At 28.1% G+C, this 20,852-nt stretch carries 26 protein-coding genes; 20 read left to right on the top strand and 6 right to left on the bottom strand.

Translation table 11 applies throughout. The features are described from left to right. The first annotated feature begins 85 nt into the window (after positions 1–85). Positions 86–526: a hypothetical protein gene (locus RR430_RS03055; RefSeq protein ID WP_332486663.1), complete on the top strand. Its 441-nt coding sequence runs from the start codon at positions 86–88 to the stop codon at positions 524–526. A 56-nt stretch (positions 527–582) separates the two neighbouring features. On the opposite strand, the gene RR430_RS03060 is transcribed toward RR430_RS03055, so the two are convergent. After that, positions 583–1,275, bottom strand: a complete 693-nt coding sequence (locus RR430_RS03060; protein WP_332486662.1) for a M15 family metallopeptidase — start codon at positions 1,273–1,275, stop codon at positions 583–585. Between the two features lie 135 nt (positions 1,276–1,410). On the opposite strand from RR430_RS03060, the gene RR430_RS03065 reads away from it, so the two are divergent. From RR430_RS03065 to RR430_RS03105, 9 genes are all read left to right on the top strand, one after another. Beyond that, positions 1,411–1,776: a GntR family transcriptional regulator gene (locus tag RR430_RS03065; protein WP_332486660.1), complete on the top strand. Its 366-nt coding sequence runs from the start codon at positions 1,411–1,413 to the stop codon at positions 1,774–1,776. Next, positions 1,773–2,477 (top strand): ABC transporter ATP-binding protein, encoded by a 705-nt coding sequence (locus tag RR430_RS03070; protein ID WP_332486658.1) that lies wholly within the window; start codon positions 1,773–1,775, stop codon positions 2,475–2,477. The genes RR430_RS03065 and RR430_RS03070 overlap by 4 nt, the downstream gene beginning before the upstream one ends. Next, complete coding sequence (locus tag RR430_RS03075) at positions 2,471–3,220, top strand: hypothetical protein (protein ID WP_332486656.1); 750 nt, start codon at positions 2,471–2,473, stop codon at positions 3,218–3,220. The genes RR430_RS03070 and RR430_RS03075 overlap by 7 nt, the downstream gene beginning before the upstream one ends. A gap of 21 nt (positions 3,221–3,241) precedes the next feature. Continuing rightward, a complete protein-coding gene (locus tag RR430_RS03080; protein ID WP_332486654.1) occupies positions 3,242–4,000 on the top strand; it encodes a hypothetical protein in 759 nt (252 codons plus the stop codon). A 62-nt stretch (positions 4,001–4,062) separates the two neighbouring features. Next, positions 4,063–4,842 (top strand): hypothetical protein, encoded by a 780-nt coding sequence (locus tag RR430_RS03085; protein WP_332508619.1) that lies wholly within the window; start codon positions 4,063–4,065, stop codon positions 4,840–4,842. Between the two features lie 128 nt (positions 4,843–4,970). Further along, positions 4,971–5,531, top strand: a complete 561-nt coding sequence (gene pth / locus RR430_RS03090) for an aminoacyl-tRNA hydrolase (protein ID WP_332486650.1) — start codon at positions 4,971–4,973, stop codon at positions 5,529–5,531. Further along, entirely contained in the window at positions 5,528–8,950 is a 3,423-nt protein-coding gene (gene mfd, locus RR430_RS03095; protein WP_332508620.1) for a transcription-repair coupling factor, read from the top strand. Before pth ends, mfd begins: the two co-directional genes overlap by 4 nt. Further along, positions 8,940–9,212 (top strand): RNA-binding S4 domain-containing protein, encoded by a 273-nt coding sequence (locus RR430_RS03100; RefSeq protein ID WP_332508621.1) that lies wholly within the window; start codon positions 8,940–8,942, stop codon positions 9,210–9,212. Before mfd ends, RR430_RS03100 begins: the two co-directional genes overlap by 11 nt. Before the next feature lie 45 nt (positions 9,213–9,257). Beyond that, positions 9,258–9,608 (top strand): FtsB family cell division protein, encoded by a 351-nt coding sequence (locus RR430_RS03105; RefSeq protein ID WP_332486644.1) that lies wholly within the window; start codon positions 9,258–9,260, stop codon positions 9,606–9,608. A gap of 16 nt (positions 9,609–9,624) precedes the next feature. On the opposite strand, the gene RR430_RS03110 is transcribed toward RR430_RS03105, so the two are convergent. From RR430_RS03110 to RR430_RS09305, 5 genes are all read right to left on the bottom strand, one after another. Then, entirely contained in the window at positions 9,625–10,500 is an 876-nt protein-coding gene (locus tag RR430_RS03110; RefSeq protein WP_332486643.1) for an aminoglycoside 6-adenylyltransferase, read from the bottom strand. A 575-nt stretch (positions 10,501–11,075) separates the two neighbouring features. Then, positions 11,076–11,627, bottom strand: a complete 552-nt coding sequence (locus tag RR430_RS03115; protein ID WP_332486641.1) for a hypothetical protein — start codon at positions 11,625–11,627, stop codon at positions 11,076–11,078. A gap of 630 nt (positions 11,628–12,257) precedes the next feature. Then, entirely contained in the window at positions 12,258–13,502 is a 1,245-nt protein-coding gene (locus tag RR430_RS03120) for a GHKL domain-containing protein (protein WP_332486639.1), read from the bottom strand. Positions 13,503–13,508: 6 nt separating this feature from the next. Next, on the bottom strand, positions 13,509–14,216 hold the full coding sequence (locus RR430_RS03125) for a LytR/AlgR family response regulator transcription factor (RefSeq protein ID WP_332486637.1): 708 nt from the start codon (positions 14,214–14,216) through the stop codon (positions 13,509–13,511). Positions 14,217–14,218: 2 nt separating this feature from the next. Next, on the bottom strand, positions 14,219–14,767 hold the full coding sequence (locus tag RR430_RS09305) for an accessory gene regulator B family protein (protein WP_442878262.1): 549 nt from the start codon (positions 14,765–14,767) through the stop codon (positions 14,219–14,221). Positions 14,768–14,945: 178 nt separating this feature from the next. Between RR430_RS09305 and RR430_RS03130 the strand changes: the two genes are divergently transcribed. From RR430_RS03130 to RR430_RS03175, 10 genes are all read left to right on the top strand, one after another. Next, complete coding sequence (locus RR430_RS03130; protein ID WP_332486636.1) at positions 14,946–15,074, top strand: hypothetical protein; 129 nt, start codon at positions 14,946–14,948, stop codon at positions 15,072–15,074. Between the two features lie 135 nt (positions 15,075–15,209). Next, positions 15,210–15,722 carry a hypothetical protein gene (locus RR430_RS03135; protein ID WP_332486635.1) on the top strand — a complete coding sequence of 171 codons (513 nt, stop codon included), beginning with the start codon at positions 15,210–15,212 and terminating at the stop codon, positions 15,720–15,722. A gap of 41 nt (positions 15,723–15,763) precedes the next feature. Next, the gene (locus tag RR430_RS03140; protein WP_332486634.1) at positions 15,764–15,973 is read left to right on the top strand and encodes a hypothetical protein; all 210 of its coding nucleotides are present in this window, start codon (positions 15,764–15,766) and stop codon (positions 15,971–15,973) included. Positions 15,974–16,313: 340 nt separating this feature from the next. Further along, complete coding sequence (locus RR430_RS03145) at positions 16,314–17,189, top strand: hypothetical protein (protein ID WP_332486633.1); 876 nt, start codon at positions 16,314–16,316, stop codon at positions 17,187–17,189. Next, complete coding sequence (locus RR430_RS03150) at positions 17,176–17,823, top strand: hypothetical protein (RefSeq protein WP_332486631.1); 648 nt, start codon at positions 17,176–17,178, stop codon at positions 17,821–17,823. Before RR430_RS03145 ends, RR430_RS03150 begins: the two co-directional genes overlap by 14 nt. Beyond that, positions 17,811–18,530, top strand: coding sequence for a hypothetical protein (locus RR430_RS03155; RefSeq protein ID WP_332486630.1), 720 nt, complete (start codon positions 17,811–17,813; stop codon positions 18,528–18,530). Before RR430_RS03150 ends, RR430_RS03155 begins: the two co-directional genes overlap by 13 nt. Next, positions 18,523–19,152: an ABC transporter ATP-binding protein gene (locus RR430_RS03160; protein WP_332486629.1), complete on the top strand. Its 630-nt coding sequence runs from the start codon at positions 18,523–18,525 to the stop codon at positions 19,150–19,152. The genes RR430_RS03155 and RR430_RS03160 overlap by 8 nt, the downstream gene beginning before the upstream one ends. Positions 19,153–19,273: 121 nt before the next feature. After that, positions 19,274–19,756 (top strand): signal peptidase I, encoded by a 483-nt coding sequence (gene lepB / locus RR430_RS03165; RefSeq protein ID WP_332486628.1) that lies wholly within the window; start codon positions 19,274–19,276, stop codon positions 19,754–19,756. Continuing rightward, positions 19,692–20,201, top strand: coding sequence for a hypothetical protein (locus RR430_RS03170; protein ID WP_332508622.1), 510 nt, complete (start codon positions 19,692–19,694; stop codon positions 20,199–20,201). Before lepB ends, RR430_RS03170 begins: the two co-directional genes overlap by 65 nt. 400 nt (positions 20,202–20,601) lie before the next feature. Then, positions 20,602–20,847, top strand: coding sequence for a hypothetical protein (locus RR430_RS03175; protein WP_332486625.1), 246 nt, complete (start codon positions 20,602–20,604; stop codon positions 20,845–20,847). Positions 20,848–20,852 lie beyond the last annotated feature (5 nt).

Genomic DNA, 20,852 nt, shown 5'->3' on the forward strand with positions numbered 1-20,852 from the left:
TTAACACATTTTCAATATAACAAAATAAATTTATACAAATTTGTATTTAATAGTGGTATAATGTTGCGTTGACGGGAGAATGATTATGAAAAAATTTAAAACTATTTTTACTAGCCTATTGGCTATGATGATGATAGCTACATTAGCAGGATGTTCTTCAACTCCAGCTACTCCATCATCTACACCAGAAACAACACCAGAAGCTACAACCGCACCAGAAGAAGGTGCAGTAGAAGAAGAAAAGGGTAATACTATCCTTGTTCCTCTATTTGCAAAAGATCCAGAAGCTGGAACTAAATACGACACTGATACAGCGCAAGTAAAGGTTAATTTTACAAGCGATTCATTCGATGTAAATACAATAACTGCACTTGATGTTAAGGCATTATTTGATGCTAGTGCATGTGAAGTTGGTAAAGAATGTACAGTTGAAATCGTTATTGAAATCGTAAATGATACAATTGATCCAACAGTTCTAACAATTACACCAGATGTTACTGAAGCAGTAGTAGTTGTAACTAAATAGTTAAGAATGACTAAAATGAAAGTCGATATGGCATATGCTATATCGACTTTTACTTTTTAGTCTAAATAATTATAGAATTCTTCAAGAGTTAATCCACTATCAAATACTTTTTGTGCTTCATCAAGTCCGATATATCTAAAGTGCCAAGGCTCATAAATATAACCAGTAATATCTTCCTTTTCCTCGGTATAGCGTAATACAAATCCATATTTATATGAATTTTCACTTAGCCATATTCCTTCTGGTGTATTTTTAAAACTGTTCTTAAGCCAGTTATTCATACTACCATCACTTATATCAACAGCCCATCCTGTTTGATGTTCAGATTGACCAGGTCTAGCGCTATAACGATTAGCTGCTTCTTCACCATCACGAGCAACATAATTATTAAATAGGCGTTCTTGCGTGCTATATGAACGATATCCACTTCCTAGTCGCAATGTTAATCCATCAGCTTCTGCACCCGCAAACATTTCTTCAAGGGCGGTGGCAGCTTCTTGTCGTAGTTCTAAACCATCACGAGTTGCTAAGACATTGGGTGTTACTAAATCACTTGGTTCATAATCATCTGCTAATGGATGATTTTTATTAGTAATTACATATAAACTATCATAAGTATCGTGATCTAATGGAACGAGAGTTGGTTCGATAGTTGCGGTAGGTGTAAAAGTTGGCTCTTGAATGCTTGGTTTACTACTACAACCAACAACTACAAACAATAAACAAAGACATAGTAATTTTTTCATCATATAAACATATCTAATTAACTAGATATACTCCTTTCAATATAAAGCGTTTTGCGAATTGTATTATATCACATAATAAAAGTTGACAAAAGGCATTGTACTATTGTATTATGTACCTAGTACAAAGGAGTGATAAAAATGATTAACTTTGATTCAAACATTCCAATTTATATTCAAGTAATGGAATATATTAAAATGGAAATTGTTTCAGGAAAGCTTAAAACAGGTGATCAAGTTGATACGGTTAGAGAAATGGCAATTTTCTTTGGAGTAAATCCAAATACAATTCAAAGAGCACTACAAGAATTGGAAAGAGAAGGACTATTAAAGTCAGAACGTACCACAGGTCGATTCATTAGCGCTACAGTGGAGTCCATTGAAGAGTTAAAGTTGAAACAAGGACACGAAAAGACAACTTTATATTTAACTGATATGAAATCATTAGGATTCACAACAGATGAAACGATAAATCTTGTAAAAGAATTGAAAGGGGATTTCGAATGAACGAGAAAGAATTAATTAAAATTGACCACTTAACTAAAAAATATGGCAAAAAAACAGCCCTTAAGGATTTTAGTTGCTCACTAAAAGGTGGACGAATTGTTGGGTTATTAGGACCTAATGGAAGCGGTAAAACAACATTAATAAAAGTATTAAATGGATTACTAAAAGATTATGAGGGTGCAGTATTAATTGATGGTCAAATGCCAAATACTTACACAAAGAGTATTATTTCATACTTACCTGATGAAACTTACTTAGAAGACTGGATGAAAGCAAGAGATGCTCTTTCTATGTTCCATGATTTATATAAGGACTTTGATTTAGAAAAATGTTTATCATTAATGAAGCGTATGGAGCTTCATCCTGATATGCGTATTAAAGCAATGTCTAAAGGTATGAAAGAAAAGTTTCAATTAGCATTAGTAATGAGCAGAAAAGCAAAAATCTATATTTTAGATGAACCTATTGGCGGTGTAGATCCTGCAGCTCGTGAATTAATTCTTGAAATTATTTTAAATAACTATTCAGAAGATAGCTTAGTATTAATTTCTACACACTTAATTAGTGATATTGAAAAAGTATTTGAAGAAGTTATCTTTATTAAAGATGGTGAGTTAGTTGTTAGTGGAAATGCAGAAGAATTACGTCAAGAAAGAGGACAATCAATCGATGAAATCTTTAGAGAGGTATTTAAATGCTAAAACTAATGAAATTTGAAATGATACATAGCTATAGAAGTTTTGTCATGGTGTTTGGAATCTTCTTACTAGCATGTTTCGTAGTGCCATTTCTTCCCTATGACATCAGTGCTATAGGAGCATCATTCTTGGTGTTTGCAGTTTTCGGTATTGCTATTGCAATCTTTGTAACTATTATAAGAAATTACAATAATTCAATGTTTAAGAAACCTGGATACTTAACATTAACGCTTCCAGTTAGTACACATGAGCTTATTATTGCAAAAGTTTTATCTGCGGTACTTTGGTTATTTATGTCATCTATAGTTTTATTAATAGGTCTAATGATTATTATATTGACTGTTCTAGCTGTAGAAGGTTATTCAATAGATTTTAATGAAATATTTATATCACTTTCTGAGGCATTAAAATATTTTAATTTTAATAATTTTCTAGTGGTATTTGCATCATTTGTACTAGAAGCCATATTAACAATACTTAGTTTCTTTGCTTTAATAACAATTGTTCAAACTAAATATACTCGCAATCATAAAACTGCTTTAGGGTTCTTAATCTTTATTCTTTATACATTTGTGTCAGTACTTATTGTTGATCAATTTGGTTTAGCAGAAGTAGCTAATGGATTTATGTATATCAATGGTAATTTACAAATTGATTGGTTGAGTTGGGGAATTAGTGCAGTACAAATTATTATCTTCTATTTTGTAACAATCTTTGTAATTGATAAAAAAATAGAATTAGAATAGAAATACAGGAGGGGTTAGCTTATGCTAAAACTTATAAAAAATGAACTATTACATAGTTATCGTAGCTTTGCAATGGTCTTCGGAGTATTTCTAATAGCGTGTGTAATTTTCCCATTACTCCCTTTAGAAGTTACTTTAATTGGAACCATTTTTACAACACTTGCGATGGTTGGTATAAGTGTTGCAGTAACGGTAACAATATTACGTAATTATCATTCTTCAATGTTTAAAAAACCAGGATATCTAACATTAACACTTCCGGTAAGCACACATGAGATTGTATTATCAAAGATTATTGCAGCAATTATATGGATTATTGTTTCTTCAATAATCTTATTCCTTGGAATCTTCATATTATTTCTAATTGGAGCAATGAAATATAATGCTTTTGCAGATATTAGTATTATGGAATTTATAAATACATTGATTGGTACTTTGGATAATTTTGATTTTGTAAATCTAGCAAGTGCACAGATATATCTTTTAGCACAATTAATTACTAGTGTAACTGGTGGATTTGTTTTAATCACTATGGTTCAAACAAAGTATACTCGTAACTATAAAGCACTTATTGGTGCATTAATATTTATTGCATTTGTATTCATATCAACAATAACAACTGATATGATTTCGCAAATTCCATCTGTAGCATTATTTGTTACATCGTATAGTAATCAATTTGCGTTATTGTGGTTGGGTATTCTTGGTAATTTAGTACTTTCAGTAATTTTTTATGCAATTACAATTTATGTAATAAATAACATGATAGAAATAGAATAAAGCAGTTGAAAAACTGTTTTTTTCTATTGGTTGTGCTAAAATATTAGCAAGTAGGTGATGATATGGAAATAGTAAGTGTTGCACTAAATTTTATTATGACAGGATTAATCATATTCTTTGCGATATCATTTATTTTTTTGATAAGAAGAAATATGAAAAATAAGAGAATAGTTGATTGTATTACAGCATTTGATGATGAGAGTTTATTTTTTGATAAGATTAATACTTATTTAGAAACTATGAAAGATCCTGAGTTTATGATGAAGGGGAAAATATTAAAATTATGGGGTACAGTTTATTACGAACATAATGATGAAATACTACCATTACTTCATGAAATAGATATAATCCCACTAATTGATAACAAAGGATTTTTCAAAAAAGACAAAGTGCAATTAAATGAAGACAGTTTCTACTATTTATTTATTGCTTGTGTAAATACTTTATATGGTAGAAATGATGTAGAAAAACTAGAAGAATTTATGAATAAAATCATAGGTTACGAAGAATTATTAAAACCTAATTTAGTTTATCAAATTGCTATGCAAACATTTAATTTATATGAAAATAAAAATGATTTGGGTGAAGCCTTTTACAAACGAGTACTTGAAGGAGATTATTCAGAATATAAGTATGCTAAGCAATTAATTGGATTATATAAAGAACTATGTGCAGCATATCTAGCAAAAATATATTCATTACAAAATCGTGAAAGCGAATATGATATTATACGAAGCGATGTTTTAAGTTTTAATGAGAAAAAGATTGGTAAACGTATTCTGTTAGAATTGCAAGTTCCAAGTGCTTGGTTAAGTAAGTTGGATCAAGAAGAAATAGGATAATGTACTAGTAAATAACTAAAATAAGTAAGGGACTTAAATGAACCTTGCTTTTTGCTTGGATAAGTAAATATGAATTGGTATTTTATGTGACTCGTGATAAAATTATTGAGCATAGAAGGAGGATGACAATGAAGCTAATTGTAGGATTAGGAAATCCAGGAAAAGAATATGAACATACTAGACACAACGCAGGGTTTGATGTTCTTGATGAGCTGGCAAGACTTTGTCAAACTTCAATAGATCAAAAGAAGTTTAATGCCTTAATTGCTCAAGTTAGGATTGGTAGTGAACAAGTAATATTAATGAAACCACAAACCTTTATGAATAACTCTGGTGAGGCAGTAATACAAGCAGTAAATTTTTACAAAATTGAAACTAAAGACATTCTCGTTGTTCATGATGATTTAGATTTACCAATAGGGAAACTAAGAATTAGAACCCAAGGTAGTTCTGGTGGTCAAAAAGGAATGCAAAGTATTATGAATCACTTACATACCCAAGATATTTTAAGAATACGAGTTGGTATTGATAAGAATCCCCTTATTCCGATTGTTGATTATGTATTAGGTAAAATACCAAAGGAAAGTAAAGCGGACTTTGATGACTCGGTAAAAAAAGCGGCAGATGCAGCTTATATGAGTATCAATCACGACTTCAGTGAAGTTATGAACCGTTACAATAAAGCATGAATACATGGATCTTAAAAGAGCTAGAGAATAATCCAGCAGTCGAAGCTTATACTAAGGGAAAATCACCAATAACATTTACATCATTTATTCAAGAGGCATTATTACTAGCAAGTAGTTATCAAAAAAAACCACGACCAATATTGGTTGTTGAAAAGAATTTATATTCGGCACAACGCTTATATGAGAGACTATGTACCCTCCTCCCTATTGAGCAATGTGTCATTTTTAGCGTTGAAGAGTCTTTGCGTGTTGAGGCTATTGCCCAAAGCCCGGAGAACTTAGCAAATAAAGTAGAATCGCTATCATCATTGTTAGATAATCCCAATAAAATAGTTGTTACACATGTTTCGGCTTGTGTTCGTCAGCTTCCAAGTCCGGAGTTATTTAAAGATAGTTGTATTCATTTAAAGATTGGTCAAACAATAACACTAGAAGAATTAAAACGGAAGTTAATTCAAAGTGGATATTCTCAAGTATCACATATTGATACTCCTTTATGTTTTGCATCAAGAGGAGGGGTATTAGACTTTTATTCTATGAACAATAGTTATCCAGTAAGAATTGAATTTTTTGATAATGAAATAGATCGATTATGTTACTTTGATATTGAAACACAAAGAACAATTGAAAATATTAGTGATGTAACATGTATTCCAGCAACTGATATCTTATTTAGCGATGATGATGTAAAAGAAATAGTAGAAAAAGTACAAACTATTTTAGATAGTAGTAATAATGATCAATTAAGAGGAAAAATAGAAATGGATATTCAATATCTTGAAAATCATATTCAAGATTCTAGTTTATATCCATATATGAGTTTCTTAAATAAAACGAGTCATTTATTAGAATATATGGGTAAACCTAATGTAATACTATCATCACAAGAAGAATGTGAGGAATCATTACATCATGTTTTAGAAGAAAATATTAGTTATTTACAAGAGATGGTTCAAGAGAGTAAGTGGTTACCTAAATATAGCATCATGCATGATTTTAATTATGTATTAAGAGGATATCCTATACAAAATGTAGATCGTTTTGATGACAATATTTCACGAATTAAAGATATAAATCTACCTAAGGAAACAGTATCAGTTCAAATAGGATTATTGAAAAAAGATTTAGCTTTTAAACGTTACTATTTCTGTTTAAAAGATTCTGAAATTAAGCAAGTTATGGATGCATGCATTGAGCAAGGTGTTGAGTATCATTTTTTACAAGAAGATGTACCAGCAGGAATGGGAATCAACATTACATTTGCATCTATCTATGAAGGATTTGAATGCGAGTTAGAAAATCTAACAGTTATTACATCAACAGAATTATTTGAAACAAGAAGAACACAATCTAAATATACAAATAAGTTTAAGAATGCTGAAGTATTAAAAAGTTATCAAGATTTAAAACCAGGAGATTATGTTGTTCATAATCAACATGGTGTAGGTCAATATATGGGATTAGAGACAAAAGAAGTGATGGGTATCCACAAAGATTTCTTAAAGGTCGTCTATAAAGGTAATGATGTATTACTAGTACCACTAGAACAATTTAGATTAGTACGTAAATTTGTATCTAGAGAAGGGGTAGTACCAAAATTACATAAGCTAGGATCTAATGAGTGGACAACTACTAAAGCTAAACTAAAAGAAAATGTAAATAATATAGCGGAAAGATTGATTCAATTGTATTCACATCGTGAAGATTCTATTGGATATGCTTATGGACCTGATTCAGAATATCAAAAAGATTTTGAAAATGATTTTGAATATGAATTAACACCAGATCAGAAGATAGCGATCGATGAAGTTAAAGTAGATATGATGAAGCCAAAACCAATGGATCGTTTGCTATGTGGAGATGTTGGGTTTGGTAAAACAGAAGTAGCTATTCGTGCTGCTTTTAAAGCAGTAAGTGAAAATAAACAAGTTGCTTTCTTATGCCCAACTACAATATTGGCAAGACAACATGCGAAAACATTTTCTAAACGTTTTAGAAATTATGCTGTAAGTATTGAACTGATGAATCGCTTTGTATCACCGGCAAAGCAAAGAGAAGTAATTCATGAGTGTAAAGAGGGTAAAGTAGATGTACTTATTGGTACACATCGTTTATTAGGGAAAGACATTAAGTTTAAGGATTTAGGCTTACTTATCATAGATGAGGAACAACGTTTTGGAGTAGAACACAAAGAAAAGATAAAAGAGTTAAAAGAATCAGTTGATGTATTATCTTTATCAGCAACTCCTATTCCTCGTACATTACAAATGTCATTAATTGGAATACGTCAGTTATCACAATTAGAAACACCTCCAGATAATCGTGTTTCAGTGCAAACCTATGTTGTAGAAAAAAACTTCTCTTTAATTAAAGAAGTAATTGAAAGAGAATTAGCTCGTAACGGGCAAGCGTTTTATTTGCACAACAATGTGGAAGAGATATATCACACTGCAAGAAAGATACAAGAATTAATACCAGAAGCTCGTGTTGCGGTAGCACATGGGCAAATGAACAAAGAAGAGATAGAAGATGTTATGTTAGGTTTCACTAGTGGAGAAACTAATGTATTAGTTTGTACAACTATTATAGAAACAGGAATTGATATTCCCAATGCCAATACAATATTAGTTGAACACGCAGAGAATTTTGGATTGTCGCAACTATATCAAATTAAAGGTAGAGTAGGACGTTCTAATCGTCTTGCCTATGCATATCTAATGATCCCAAGTAAAAAACAAATAACAGAAATTGCGTCAAAACGATTACAAGCTATTAAAGATTTTACTCAGCTTGGAAGTGGTTATAAGATTGCAATGCGAGATTTAACAATACGTGGTGCAGGTGATTTACTTGGACCTGAGCAATCTGGATTTATTGATACAGTGGGTATTGATATGTACATAGAGATGTTGGAAGAAGCAATTCAAGAGAAAAAGGGTATTGTTAAAAAGGAAAGAAAAGAAATGGTTAAACCAAATGTTTCGGTGGATAGTTATATACCAGAAGTATTTGCACCAGATGATTTTGATAAGATTAGTATGTACCAAAAAATTGATGCGATAGAAACACAAGAAGAACTTCAAAGTTTTGAAGAGAAGGTTCTAGATGAATTTGGACAACTACCAAAATCAGTTAAAGTACTATTTGAAAAGAAACGTTTAGAAATTTTAATTAATTCGGACGATGTTGAAAAATATCGTGAAGTACGAGGACAAGTAGAAATCGTATTCTCACAAATGTTTAGTGCACACGTGGATGGGGTAAAACTATTTGAAATCTTTACAACTATCTCAAAAGATATTACACTACGTTATACAGACCAAAAAATTATTGTGAAACTACCAAAGGTAAATGATGGACTAAGATTAGCAATTGAAGTATTAGTTAGAAGCAAAGAGGCCAAGAAAAATGAGAATTGATAAATACTTAAAAGTATCACGAATTCTAAAAAGAAGAACAATCTCTAAGGAGTTGGCACTTCATCAAAGAATTGAAGTAAATGGAAAACTTGTAAAACCATCATATGATGTAAAAGTAGGAGATATAGTGACAATTACTTTTGGTCAAAGACAAATGACTGTAAAGGTACTTGAAACCGCAAATTTCACCAAAAAAGCGGATGCACCAATGATGTATGAAGTAGTAGATGAGAAATGGTTAGAGGATTCATCTTGCGAATAAAGTAATTGAAACATATAATAGTAATGTCAAGAAAGGAGAAGTACAATGAGCCAAAACAGACCAACTCAACAACAAGTACGGAGAAGAGTTGTAAAACGTAAAAAACCTAAAAGAACGATGCGTCCATTAACCAAGCTATTGTGCATATCAGTTATTCTCTTTTCATGTTGGCTAATTTATGGAGTAATTGAAGAAATTGGAACTACATTTGCGCTTCAACAACAATTAAAAGACGTTAAAGTAAAGTTAGTCACAATTCAAGATGAAAATGAACAATTAGTATCACAAAGAGATAAACTAACTGATCCAAATTATGTTCAAAGTTATGCTAGAGGAAATTATATGTTAACAAAAGATGGAGAGAAAATTTACTATCTTCCATCAAAAGAGAAATAGACTAAGAAGGACTTGTTCAATTTGAACAAGTCCTTTGATATATCATCATTAAATATTCCATCATATTTTGCGCATCACTAGAATCATAATTAAAGTGTAATCCATTAACTACATCATTGGTAAGTATTTGATATAGTTCACACATGTTGAATAAGGATTTCCAAATGTTTTTAATATTACCATCACAATAAGTAGCTAAATATAAACAATAAGTATCACCCTCTAAATAGTCTTTATAGAATTTACCTAACTTACCAGGAGAAACATGGAAGTCATGATGTAATCCAATATACCAATCAACCATTTTATTTAACATATCTCGACAATAAACGTTCAACATAGTCATCGCATAGGGAACTTCATTACGTGCTAATCCTTTTGAGACATTATTTAAGCACCACCAAAACTCATTATGGCAAGCATCAAATATTTCTTGTGTGGGCTTTTTAGTGTGATAATCAGAATCGTTGGATTCAGGGAGAGAACTTAAAATTTGATCTTTATCAAGAAGTATAGTAGTTAAGCTAGAATTAAATATGTTATGGATAGACTCACTAATAAGTTCTATATGTAAATCAATACGGTTACCATCTTTAAATAGAATGAGCCAAGTATAACTGCTATTAAAATCAGTATTCTCTTTTAATCCAGTAGTACAATCAATTAAATCAGGTTCTTGAATCATGCATATTTCACCAAATGTATGTATCCAAGATTGATCGACTATAAACTGTTGAGTAGTTGTTACACCAAAAACAATATCAAAATCTTGATAAATATCTTTCTTAATATTAGGGTTAACTCTAGATCCATTCATATAAACGACACGAACATCATTTCTATTGTTAGCCATGTCCATTATAAGCTGCATCATTTCGTTGTCAGTTTTCATCTTGTTCACCATCCAAACTATAGATATCATCTTATCATGTTTAATTAGAAAGAACAAAATTCAGTAAAATCTATTCTGTGATTTATAAAATAAGGAAAGAATTTCAAAAAAACTATCATTTTCTAATAATTTTATCTTTATATCTTGAAATTTGGAAAGTTGCTTATATTTGTGATTTTTCGTTATAAATAACATGAATTATTTTTTGCAAGTTTTACTGAACCTTACGCACAACGAAATTTAAATAAGGATACAGCACTTTCTTGTCCCGATGAATTAATTAAATAATTTACATTATATAAAGGTAGACGCGTTAATAACAGCATCGCTGAAAGCATGCTCGCTAAAATTTCTACACTTCTCTTCAATACAAAAGGTATTCGAAATCATAAACGCATAAAAAAAGCCAAATTTAATGGGCTGATTTGACTACTGGCATCCTCGAAATGATTCCCTAATATTTCACACTACTTGTCATATAGTTCATATCTTGACGCAAAATCCATACAGTATACATAGATTTATACCACAAGCGTATCAATTGAATATACATATGAAGTTTGGATTCGTTATAATCATAATAAAATATAACAAGCAGTTATTGAAATAATAAACGATATTAAATCAATCAATATTAACTCTTTTATACTTGATTTTAGATACTGAAAATACATTACTTGAAGTAGCTTTCCTAAAACTAGAAATGTTCCAAACATAAAAGGTATACTATAATTTTCAAGCGTAAATACATTAGCGAAAAATGTAGTAGCGCACATTGCATATAAAACTGCTTGTAAATACCCAGCTATATTAAAATCATTCATGTAATTCATACATAAATAAAATAAATATTTTCTAAATAGAATTTCGCCCAATAATGTTATAACAAGAACTTGCAAAATAAACATAATAAATTCGAAATCAAACACTTCAGTTATATCTCGCTTAAAGACATATGAAAAGACAAAAGATAAATACGCAATAGCAAGTAATATAAACAAAATTTTCTTTTTTGAAGTATCTTCATTTGAAATACCATTAGTACAAGTAATTATTTTATGTTTAAGTAAATATTTTAATGCCAGAATTATTACAATTTCAATTAAAATGATTAATAACATATTCATATGATCCCTTATCAAAAGTAGATGTGTTACCTGTTTTTTTTATTATACATACTATTAACTCTTTAGTATACTCTTATCACCTCTTATTTCTAAATTTGATTCTTTTCTAATTAAATTTATTATCCTTCATTTTACATCCACTACATCCTTGTTTGTATTATATTTTGATTATTATAATTTATAAATATGATTTGTTTGAATAGTCAAATTTGTGTCTGAATAGACAATCAACTATTTATTTTAGGAGATATAATTAAATTGAATTATTATGTGTTAAAATTTAACTATACTCTTGAGAGGTGTTCTATGCATAAAATAGCTGTAATAGATGATGTTTCTCTATTTCTCTAATGCAAGTTTAACTGTTTTTGATATGAGTTAGTCAAGTAAGTTTACAGTTTTTAGGAGAAAGTAGAATATTTTGATAGATAACTTAGATATATAAAATTAACTTATTCTGGATTGCATCCCAGGAGTACTTAAAGAAGATTAGTTTTAGTATGGTTAGTTGAATTACAAATAGATAAATCGGAATATAGATTTAACGATAATTATTTTGTTTATTCTTTTCTAACATAATGTTCACCTATCTTTATTACATTAATATATAGTGAGAAAGCAAAGGTAATTCTAAATTAAGATAAATACTTCAAATGAATTATCAGTATTCTTGATTAAAATATCTCCGCTATATTTTTTAACAACTCTTTTTATAGTCGTTAAACCGAAGCCATGTAAAGCATCATGTGTTAACTCATTTGATTCCATAAAAGAATTAGTAATAGAAATTTGTAGTTTTTTATTAAATGTTTTAATCGTTAGATAAATTGTTTTATCGACTCCAATATGCTTTAAAGAGTTATCTAATAAATTTGATAATAATAGAAAAAAATCATCATCATCTACTTCAATATCATTTACAATATTTATATTAGAAACTATATTAATATCATTATTTAATGCTTCGTAGTATTTAACATTTAAAACGTTGTTAACTATTAAATTAGAAGTGGTAAATGGTATAAAAACCTTATCAACTTTATAAATATAATTATCTATGAGTTTAGAAACTAAAGAATCATTTAGAGAATTAATTTGATTTTTGTCAATTAAAGTCAACACATGTTTTAAATCATGGCGTATTGATAATAATTCTGATTGTGATTTAACTAAATTGTTAAAATCACTAATTTGATCATTCAAAATTTTATTTTCATAAATACTTCTTAAATAGTTATCCTGGCGAATACCAATTCTATAAAAAAGAATACAAATTAATATTGTAAAAACTATTAAGCAATAAGTTGATAAAATCAAAAGATTAGAATTTACAGTATTAGAAAATATCATTGTCTCAAGTGAAGTGAAAATCGCTTTTATCAACAAGAATAACAAAAATAAAATTATGTACTCTGAAGTAGATAACTTATTTTCAAATGATTTAAATAATTTAATAATAAACACCGATAATATAAAGAAAATAGCAAGTGCAACAATAGTAATTAATTTACTCCAATCTGAAAGCAGTCTTGAATAATCAAGTATTCCATAAAAAATATAACTGCTTGAAATGATAACTAACGAGTAAATGTTGGAAATTAATACAAATGGTAAAATACTTATAGTTAATTTTTTAAATATTGAATCTTTACCAATCCAACTTAAATATAACAATAAAATTAAGATATCTATTATAAATAAATATTTTTCGAATCCAATATAGTAATTTACAATTGTAATAAAACTAATACTAAACATTAAATAAATAAATGCTGGACAAATAATTTTTTTGTCTTTTCTTGTTGATAAGGAAGTCGCAAGAAATAAAATGGTTGATGATTCTACAATGTTGATAAATAAATCAAATATGTTCATTTTTTATCACCTTCTTGACATATAGATTAAATAGTTTTGTTTAATTGATTTAATTTTGTTTTGAGAAACAGGCAATTCAATCCCATTTTTAAGTTTAATCCTACTATCATAAATAGAATCAATCGCTTCAGCATTCACTAAAAAGGAATAATGAATTTTAATAAAATTGTTATTTGCGATTTCTGTTACCAACTTTTTCATAGTTTTTCGTTCTTTTAGTATTTCGCCATTAAATAAATGTATATATAAATCGTTATAATTAACTTCAAAGTAAGCTATTTCAAAATAGTTTAAAATTCGAATATTTGTTCTATTTACATATTCATACTGTTTATATCGAGATTTTAAAATATTTATAACTTTATCTAATGCTTTCTTAAAATCACTCTCAATATAGCTTTTTCTAATAAAATAACTAGCTTCAAGGCTAAATGAATCAAATACTAAGTCTGCGTGTTGAGAACAAAAAATTATGATTGCATTTTTATTAGCTTCGTTGATTTTTCTTGCTAAATCAAAACCATTAATAAAAGGCATATCAATATCGAGAATATATAATAAATAGTCATTAATGATATTTTCGTTAATTTCGTTATCAGAGTATGTGGTTATATCAAATTGAATGATAGATTCATTTTCTATGAAATTAAAGCAAGTCAAAAGAGTACTTAAATCTTTTTCATTATCATCGACAATAACGGTTTTAATTTGCATTTTTATCCCCTATAGTATTTAGATTTTTTTAATAAACCCATTAATAGTGATGTATAAATGATTGAAATACTAATGGGTTTATATAAATTGATGTTAAATCCTATAAAAATTATATATAAAATAAGAAAAAAACACAAAGAATATAACACAATATCTTTATTTCGATATTTATTTATCGGGTTTAACGGGGCAAAAATATGCTCAACTGGAGCGTGTCGTATAATGTAATATGAACATAATATAGTTAATAAAATATTAAGGTATTTATTAAAAATAAAACTGTTAATCAAAAGACAGAACAAAAAATACAACAAATTATAGCTTATTAGGCAACCAAGTTTAGTTTTACTATGGTAACCCCCTGAATGGACTCTTAATTGGCTAAAAACAGCAATGTATGTAAATCCAATTATAATATTTTGAAAATAGAATGATTGAACAATTACGCCCAGAAAACCAATTGTATCAAATAGGATAATTTGAATGCCGTGTTGGAAAAGCACATACATTTCATCATCAAGATTTAAAAACTTTGTTAGAGTATTTTTCATTTTAGTATCACCTACAACTTATAGTATATTGCTTCGATAATATAAACAATTACGTTGTGATAAAACATTGATTTTGTGTGAAATAATAATATATCACAGAAAACAAGCGTTATTTCACAAAGGGATTGCTTAATCTGCTTTGTTTAAATAAAGTCAAATTATAAAAAAGAGGTACTCTATGAAAAGTACACTTAATTGGATTATTAATCAAATATTACACATTGCAAGATCAAATTTGTTATCAACCTCAAGAAGTGGAGTGTTTCAAGAAGATAGTAGAGAACTTAGGAAAAAATGGAGTAATTGATAGAATAAAATAATGTAATTAAAGAAAGAAAGGAACAGTATATGGCAAGGTATAAAAATGGAGACTAGCTAGTAATTGGTGAGTAAGAATTTCAAGAAACTAAACAATTCATTTTAATGAAAAAGGAGAGATAAAATGAAAAAATTATTTATTACTTTAGCACTAAGCTTCTTAATATTACCAATATTATCTAATCAATCAATTGAAGCAAAGGCAGAGGAAATAGCTAATGCAAAAAATCAAACATGTGCGTTTGCAGTGACAAATAACGACATGTTACCAATTTTAATTGAAGATAATAGTTATTTTGAAATGACTAGAGGTGCAATTCTAAGAGTCAATGTTAATAAAACTTATTCAATTTATATTCAAGATGGAAAAGGAAGTTGCTCTAATTATGCTCAAGTAAGAGTAACTGGGTATTACACTTATGATAATGGGAATGGAAATATTGTGGATTCTTCAATTAATGCAGTAGTATCAAGTGTTCCTACGCATTGGAATTTTAAAATAACAGGAGTTTCAAAGAATGTTTCTTCTTCTAATTTATCCGTTTTAATTAGGTTTGAGTCTTCGGTTGATGATCCGTATTCTTGTATGGTAGGTGGTGGGGTTTGGTATAGTGCTCAAACTATAGCTCTAAAGTAACTTAATCATTGAATTTTTATGATAGTAAGGAGAAATAAACAATGAGAAAGGAAATCGCAATAATCTTGATTACATTTTCGATAGAAGGAATAGTATTTCTTGTGGGTGTTAATCAAGGCTTTACTCTGGTAATTCAAGGGCTTTTAATAACAGTTATTATTGTAGGAGTTTTATTGCTATATATATTAAACAGAAAAAGTAGTATTTATTGGGGAAGATTTAAAGATCACTTTAAAGGTAATGATGATTAAATGCATCCAATAACGGCGTTTATTCTTAAGTAATTGAATCGTTGTTTACATACTTAGAGTCGGATTATGTACCTGAAAGTGAATGTTCTAAAGGCTATAATTATTATTTACAAGCTCGAAGAGAGCATATTGTTAATCCTTCAACAACAGTTAAGGGAACATGGGAATCATAAATATATAGATTAGTTTTATATTAAGAAATTAATATGACAGACTGCAATTGATTTTATATAATTCAAATCATAGTAATTAAACTGTTAGATTTATAATTGTGGAGTTACAAACATATAAGTGAGTAACTCCGTATTACTTAAAGGAGTGATAGGATTTGCTTGGTATTATGAAAAGAAACTATGTATATATACTTATTTTTATCATTTGTTTTCTGACTTTTTGTAATGGAATCCTACATCAAGCTAATTTTTTTGAAATCATCAGTAGGGCATTAACTGAACCAGGATATATTAATAATTTTTTTATGGCATTAGAAACGGTAGAATATCGAGCAATTAATCCAACGCTTTTTAATCTAATACAATATATCTTTAGCTCGCTATTACGAAGAGGTATACAATATGATGTTGCAGTAATATTTGGTTCACAATTACTTCAAATGTTGTTACCTTTTTTTGCAATTATTGGAGGAGTGAAATTTTACTACTACTATAATAGTATTATGCAATTTGAATTTGGTCAGAATAATAGAAAGAATTATCGTTCTACAATTGGATGGTATATAGTGAAAAATTGTTTTAAGATAGGTGTATCTATTTATGGTGCGTACATAATTTATTTAGGGTTTGTATTACTGTTTTTTCAAGGAAGTTTAGGTGCAGAATCAAGAAGTTTATTTAGTGATTTAATAGGTAATAACCTGTATGTGAATCATACAACAATCTACTTTATGTTGGAGGGGTTAATAACAACGTTCTTAATGCCAATTACTTATACAGCATTATCTCAATCAGTAGTCTTACTTGGGTGGAATTTAAAAGAGGTTATCGCTACACCTATTGTTTATTATTATGGTATGGCTACAATAGGATATGCTTTATACTCATTCATACCTAGTTTAGCTATTTATATAAATCCAACTGTTATAATGGCAAATGGATCTTATGATTTTAACTCGTTACTTATTATTTTGGTAAATATGACTCCTCTGTTTATAGCATTTGTTATCTATATGAGGAGGACCAAGCGTGCAGAAATATAAAAAAACAATTGTCATAGCTATAATATTTTCAGCATTTTTGATTGTATACTCTTGTATATTCTTGATAAATGGAAATTTGCAGTATTCATTATATGCTAGAATACTGAAAGATTATACATACTGTTTTTGCTTTAGCATTCTTTTGTTTATGATGTTGAAAAATGATATAGATGAATATTTGCTAATAGGAAAATTTAAAAGTTTCAATGAATATACGTGGTATCAAATAAAAGAGAAGTTTATTACATATGCAATCTTCTTTGCAATTGTTACATCAATTCAAACTATATTTTATATGCTTATAGATCCATATTTTAATTTTGTTACATTAATATATCGTAATATCATATTTTATTTTCTAATTAATTTTGTAAATTATCTTATTGTATTGTGCAGGGTAAAAAGTAAATCAAAATGTACGATTAGTTTATGCTTGTTGTGGCTGTTTCTAATTTTTGCTGCAAATATTTTTCCACCAACTTCTATGATTCGTAGAATAGATATTTTCGTTTTGATAGAGAAAATTGATGTTTTTCTTATTATTAGATATTCGGTTATAGTTTTAATAATAATTGTAATTAAGCAGTTTAAAGTATTAAATAGAAAAGAGTTTTTAAAAAAATGGCTGGATTAAATCGGAAATTATTAGTAATTAAAGTTGCAACTATATTTCTTATTGGTTATTTTCTGTTTTTATTACCCCAACATGTAGATATTCCTTATATAGATTCATATCATTTACAATTCTTAAACTATGATATATATGCACAATTTGGCTATTTTAAGGGAAGTATGAGTTTTATTGTATTGTTTATTTTGTTGTTTTATTTCATTTATCATAGTCAAATTTCAGTGCTAAGCGAAAATACTTCATATTTAAGTATGGTGTTCACTCGTTTTAAAAGAAAAGAAATAATATATGCTGTACTAAAGGATAGCTTAATTGATAATGGTATTGCTTATATAACGGGAATTTGTTGTGTCATTCTCTTAGATATTATTAGTAATTTCATTGTCTATCGAATGATTATGTTTTCTTTAATTGAATATGTAATGTTTAGCATTTATTACTTTAAAATAATTATTTACATCTATGTAATAACTTCGGGATTAAGACTGATGACGTTTGTTAAGAATACAGGACGTTATACCATTTATGGATACATAGGATTTATAGTAGCTCTAATGCTCGATTTATTCTTAAATACTCGATTTATAGGAATGTCTTGTAGTGCAAGTCAAACCATTATTTGGTGTTTAGTAGATTCACTATTATCATTATTCATATTGTATCGTGTAATTAGAAAATTTTTAAAGGAGAAGGAGTTCTACTATGATTGAATTGAGAAAGGTATCTAAAAGTTTTTCTGATAATGTTTTGTTTGATCAGGTGAGTTTTAAGTTTAATGAGCAAAAATGTAAAATTAAAGGATTAAATGGAACTGGCAAAAGTGTTTTACTAAAAATTATTGTTGGCTTCAGTGTGCCAAATACAGGAGAAGTATACTATGATGGGCTATTACTAGGGAGTGAAAGTGATTTTTTACCAAATGCAGGTATTAGTATAAATGCGCCTGAATTTATGAAAAATTGGTCAGGAATGGAGAATTTGATGTACTTGGCTAAAATAAAAAATATTAGTGATAAAAATAAAATTGATGAACTAGTAGAATATTTTGGGTTGAAAAAAGATATAAAGAAACAATATAAAGCATATTCATTGGGTATGAAACAAAAAATGCGGATTATTCAAGCTTTGATGGATGAGCCAAAGTATTTAATTCTTGATGAACCTTTTGATGCTTTAGACCAAGACAGTAAAAATTCTTTAAAAAACTATTTAAACAAATATTTGAGTGAAAATATAAATAGACAATTAATTTTTACAAGTCATGAAGAAGAAGATGATAGTTTTGCTCAAGAAATCGTATTTATAAATAATAAGAAAATCATTGTTAAATAGAGAAATTAGATTAATAAATACTTATATTCGTGAAGTAAAATGTTGTCATAAAAAATTTAAGTAATATTATCTTATATTTTTAATTTCCAAATAATAGAAAGACATAATTTTTTGAAAATATATGAAAAAAAATATTTTGAATTTTACAATCATAATAATTATAATAGCAATTTCAATTGGCACTTATATTAATAATTATGTGGGTTATTTTGTTAGAGTTATGGGGTCAAGTATGAGTCCGACTTTGGATGATGGTGATTTTGGTATTACTTTCATTGTTGATGAAAGAACAAAATTAAAACGCTTTGAAATAGTAATCTTAAAATTGAAGAATGGTGAAGAAATTATAAAGCGCATTATAGGGCTGCCTGGTGAAAAAATTTATTGTCATAACAATACTATTTATATAAATGATTTACCGTTAATTGAATCTTATTTATTAAATAGTAAAACAGACGATTTCGAATTAATAGAAATAAATGAGGAACAATATTTTGTTCTCGGTGATAATCGCAAGGAATCAAATGATTCTAGATTTTATGGAACGTTTAATCGATCGCAAATATCAGCGTATAATTTTATTGAAATTAATCACATCAAGTAAGCATTTGAAACACACTACTTTATCAAATCCGTTGATAGAGCAACGTATTAAAACAAGAGAACAGTCAGCGATCTATAAAATTATTTATAGTAGTGCTTTAACTATCTTCTTAGTAGGGATGTATTTAACGATTATGCTTTATACAAAAAAAGAAATTAATGCATTGAAGAGAGATTGTGTATTAATATCTTCAATTGGTTCATCAATGAATACTATGAAATTAAGTATAATTAAAATGAGAAGCTTGTTTTATTTATTTCTTATTGTAATTGTATTTATTACTGTTTATGGAATGAAGCAATTTGAAATAATTGATTCTAGCTTGGCGAATATTTTATTGGTAGTTGGAATAATTGGAACTACGATTTACTTACTCATATCGTTATTTATAATAAGTGGATGGAAAACTAAAGATATCGCATTGACATTAAAAGATGATAAATAAAAACGTGAAATTTGATATGATCATTTCAAAGTAAACAATGAAAAAAACTATTTATCCAAAGTAACTAGTAATATTGTTAATATAAATAATAAGGATGTGATAAAACAGTAATTTCGTGTTAAACATTAATATATTAGTATATTATTAAAGTATAAATTTTCTTCTATATTGAAAGAGAAACTGAACATAATACTTGTTAGACATAAATGTTATTAGCTAATGTTTGTACAAAACAAATGAAGTTTCAAATGTATTTTCATATAATACCTATAATAAACCATTGAAAATAATAGTCGTACTAGATCTACTTGTGAAATGAAATATGCAATTGATCGAAATTAAGTACATATGTACTTGATGCATGGTACAATGTTGATATAGATACAAGGAGAGTTATACAATGAAAAGTATGGGTAGATTAATGATAATATTATTAGTAATTATGAGTACTTTTGGTGTTGTTTTAGCTGAGGATACAAGACATGAAATAAATAAGCATAATTATTCTTATTCTTCGATTGGAAACGAATTTGATCATGCTAATGAAAAGGGTAGAACTGAATGTATGAGGACATACATTGGTGTTTGTGATGATTGTGGAACATACTATTACACAAATGTTCATCTTTATTGGTATGAGGCTTAGATAGT

Origin of the sequence: Anaerorhabdus sp. (assembly GCF_036641015.1) — a bacterium.
Lineage (GTDB): Bacteria > Bacillota_I > Bacilli_A > Erysipelotrichales > Erysipelotrichaceae > Anaerorhabdus.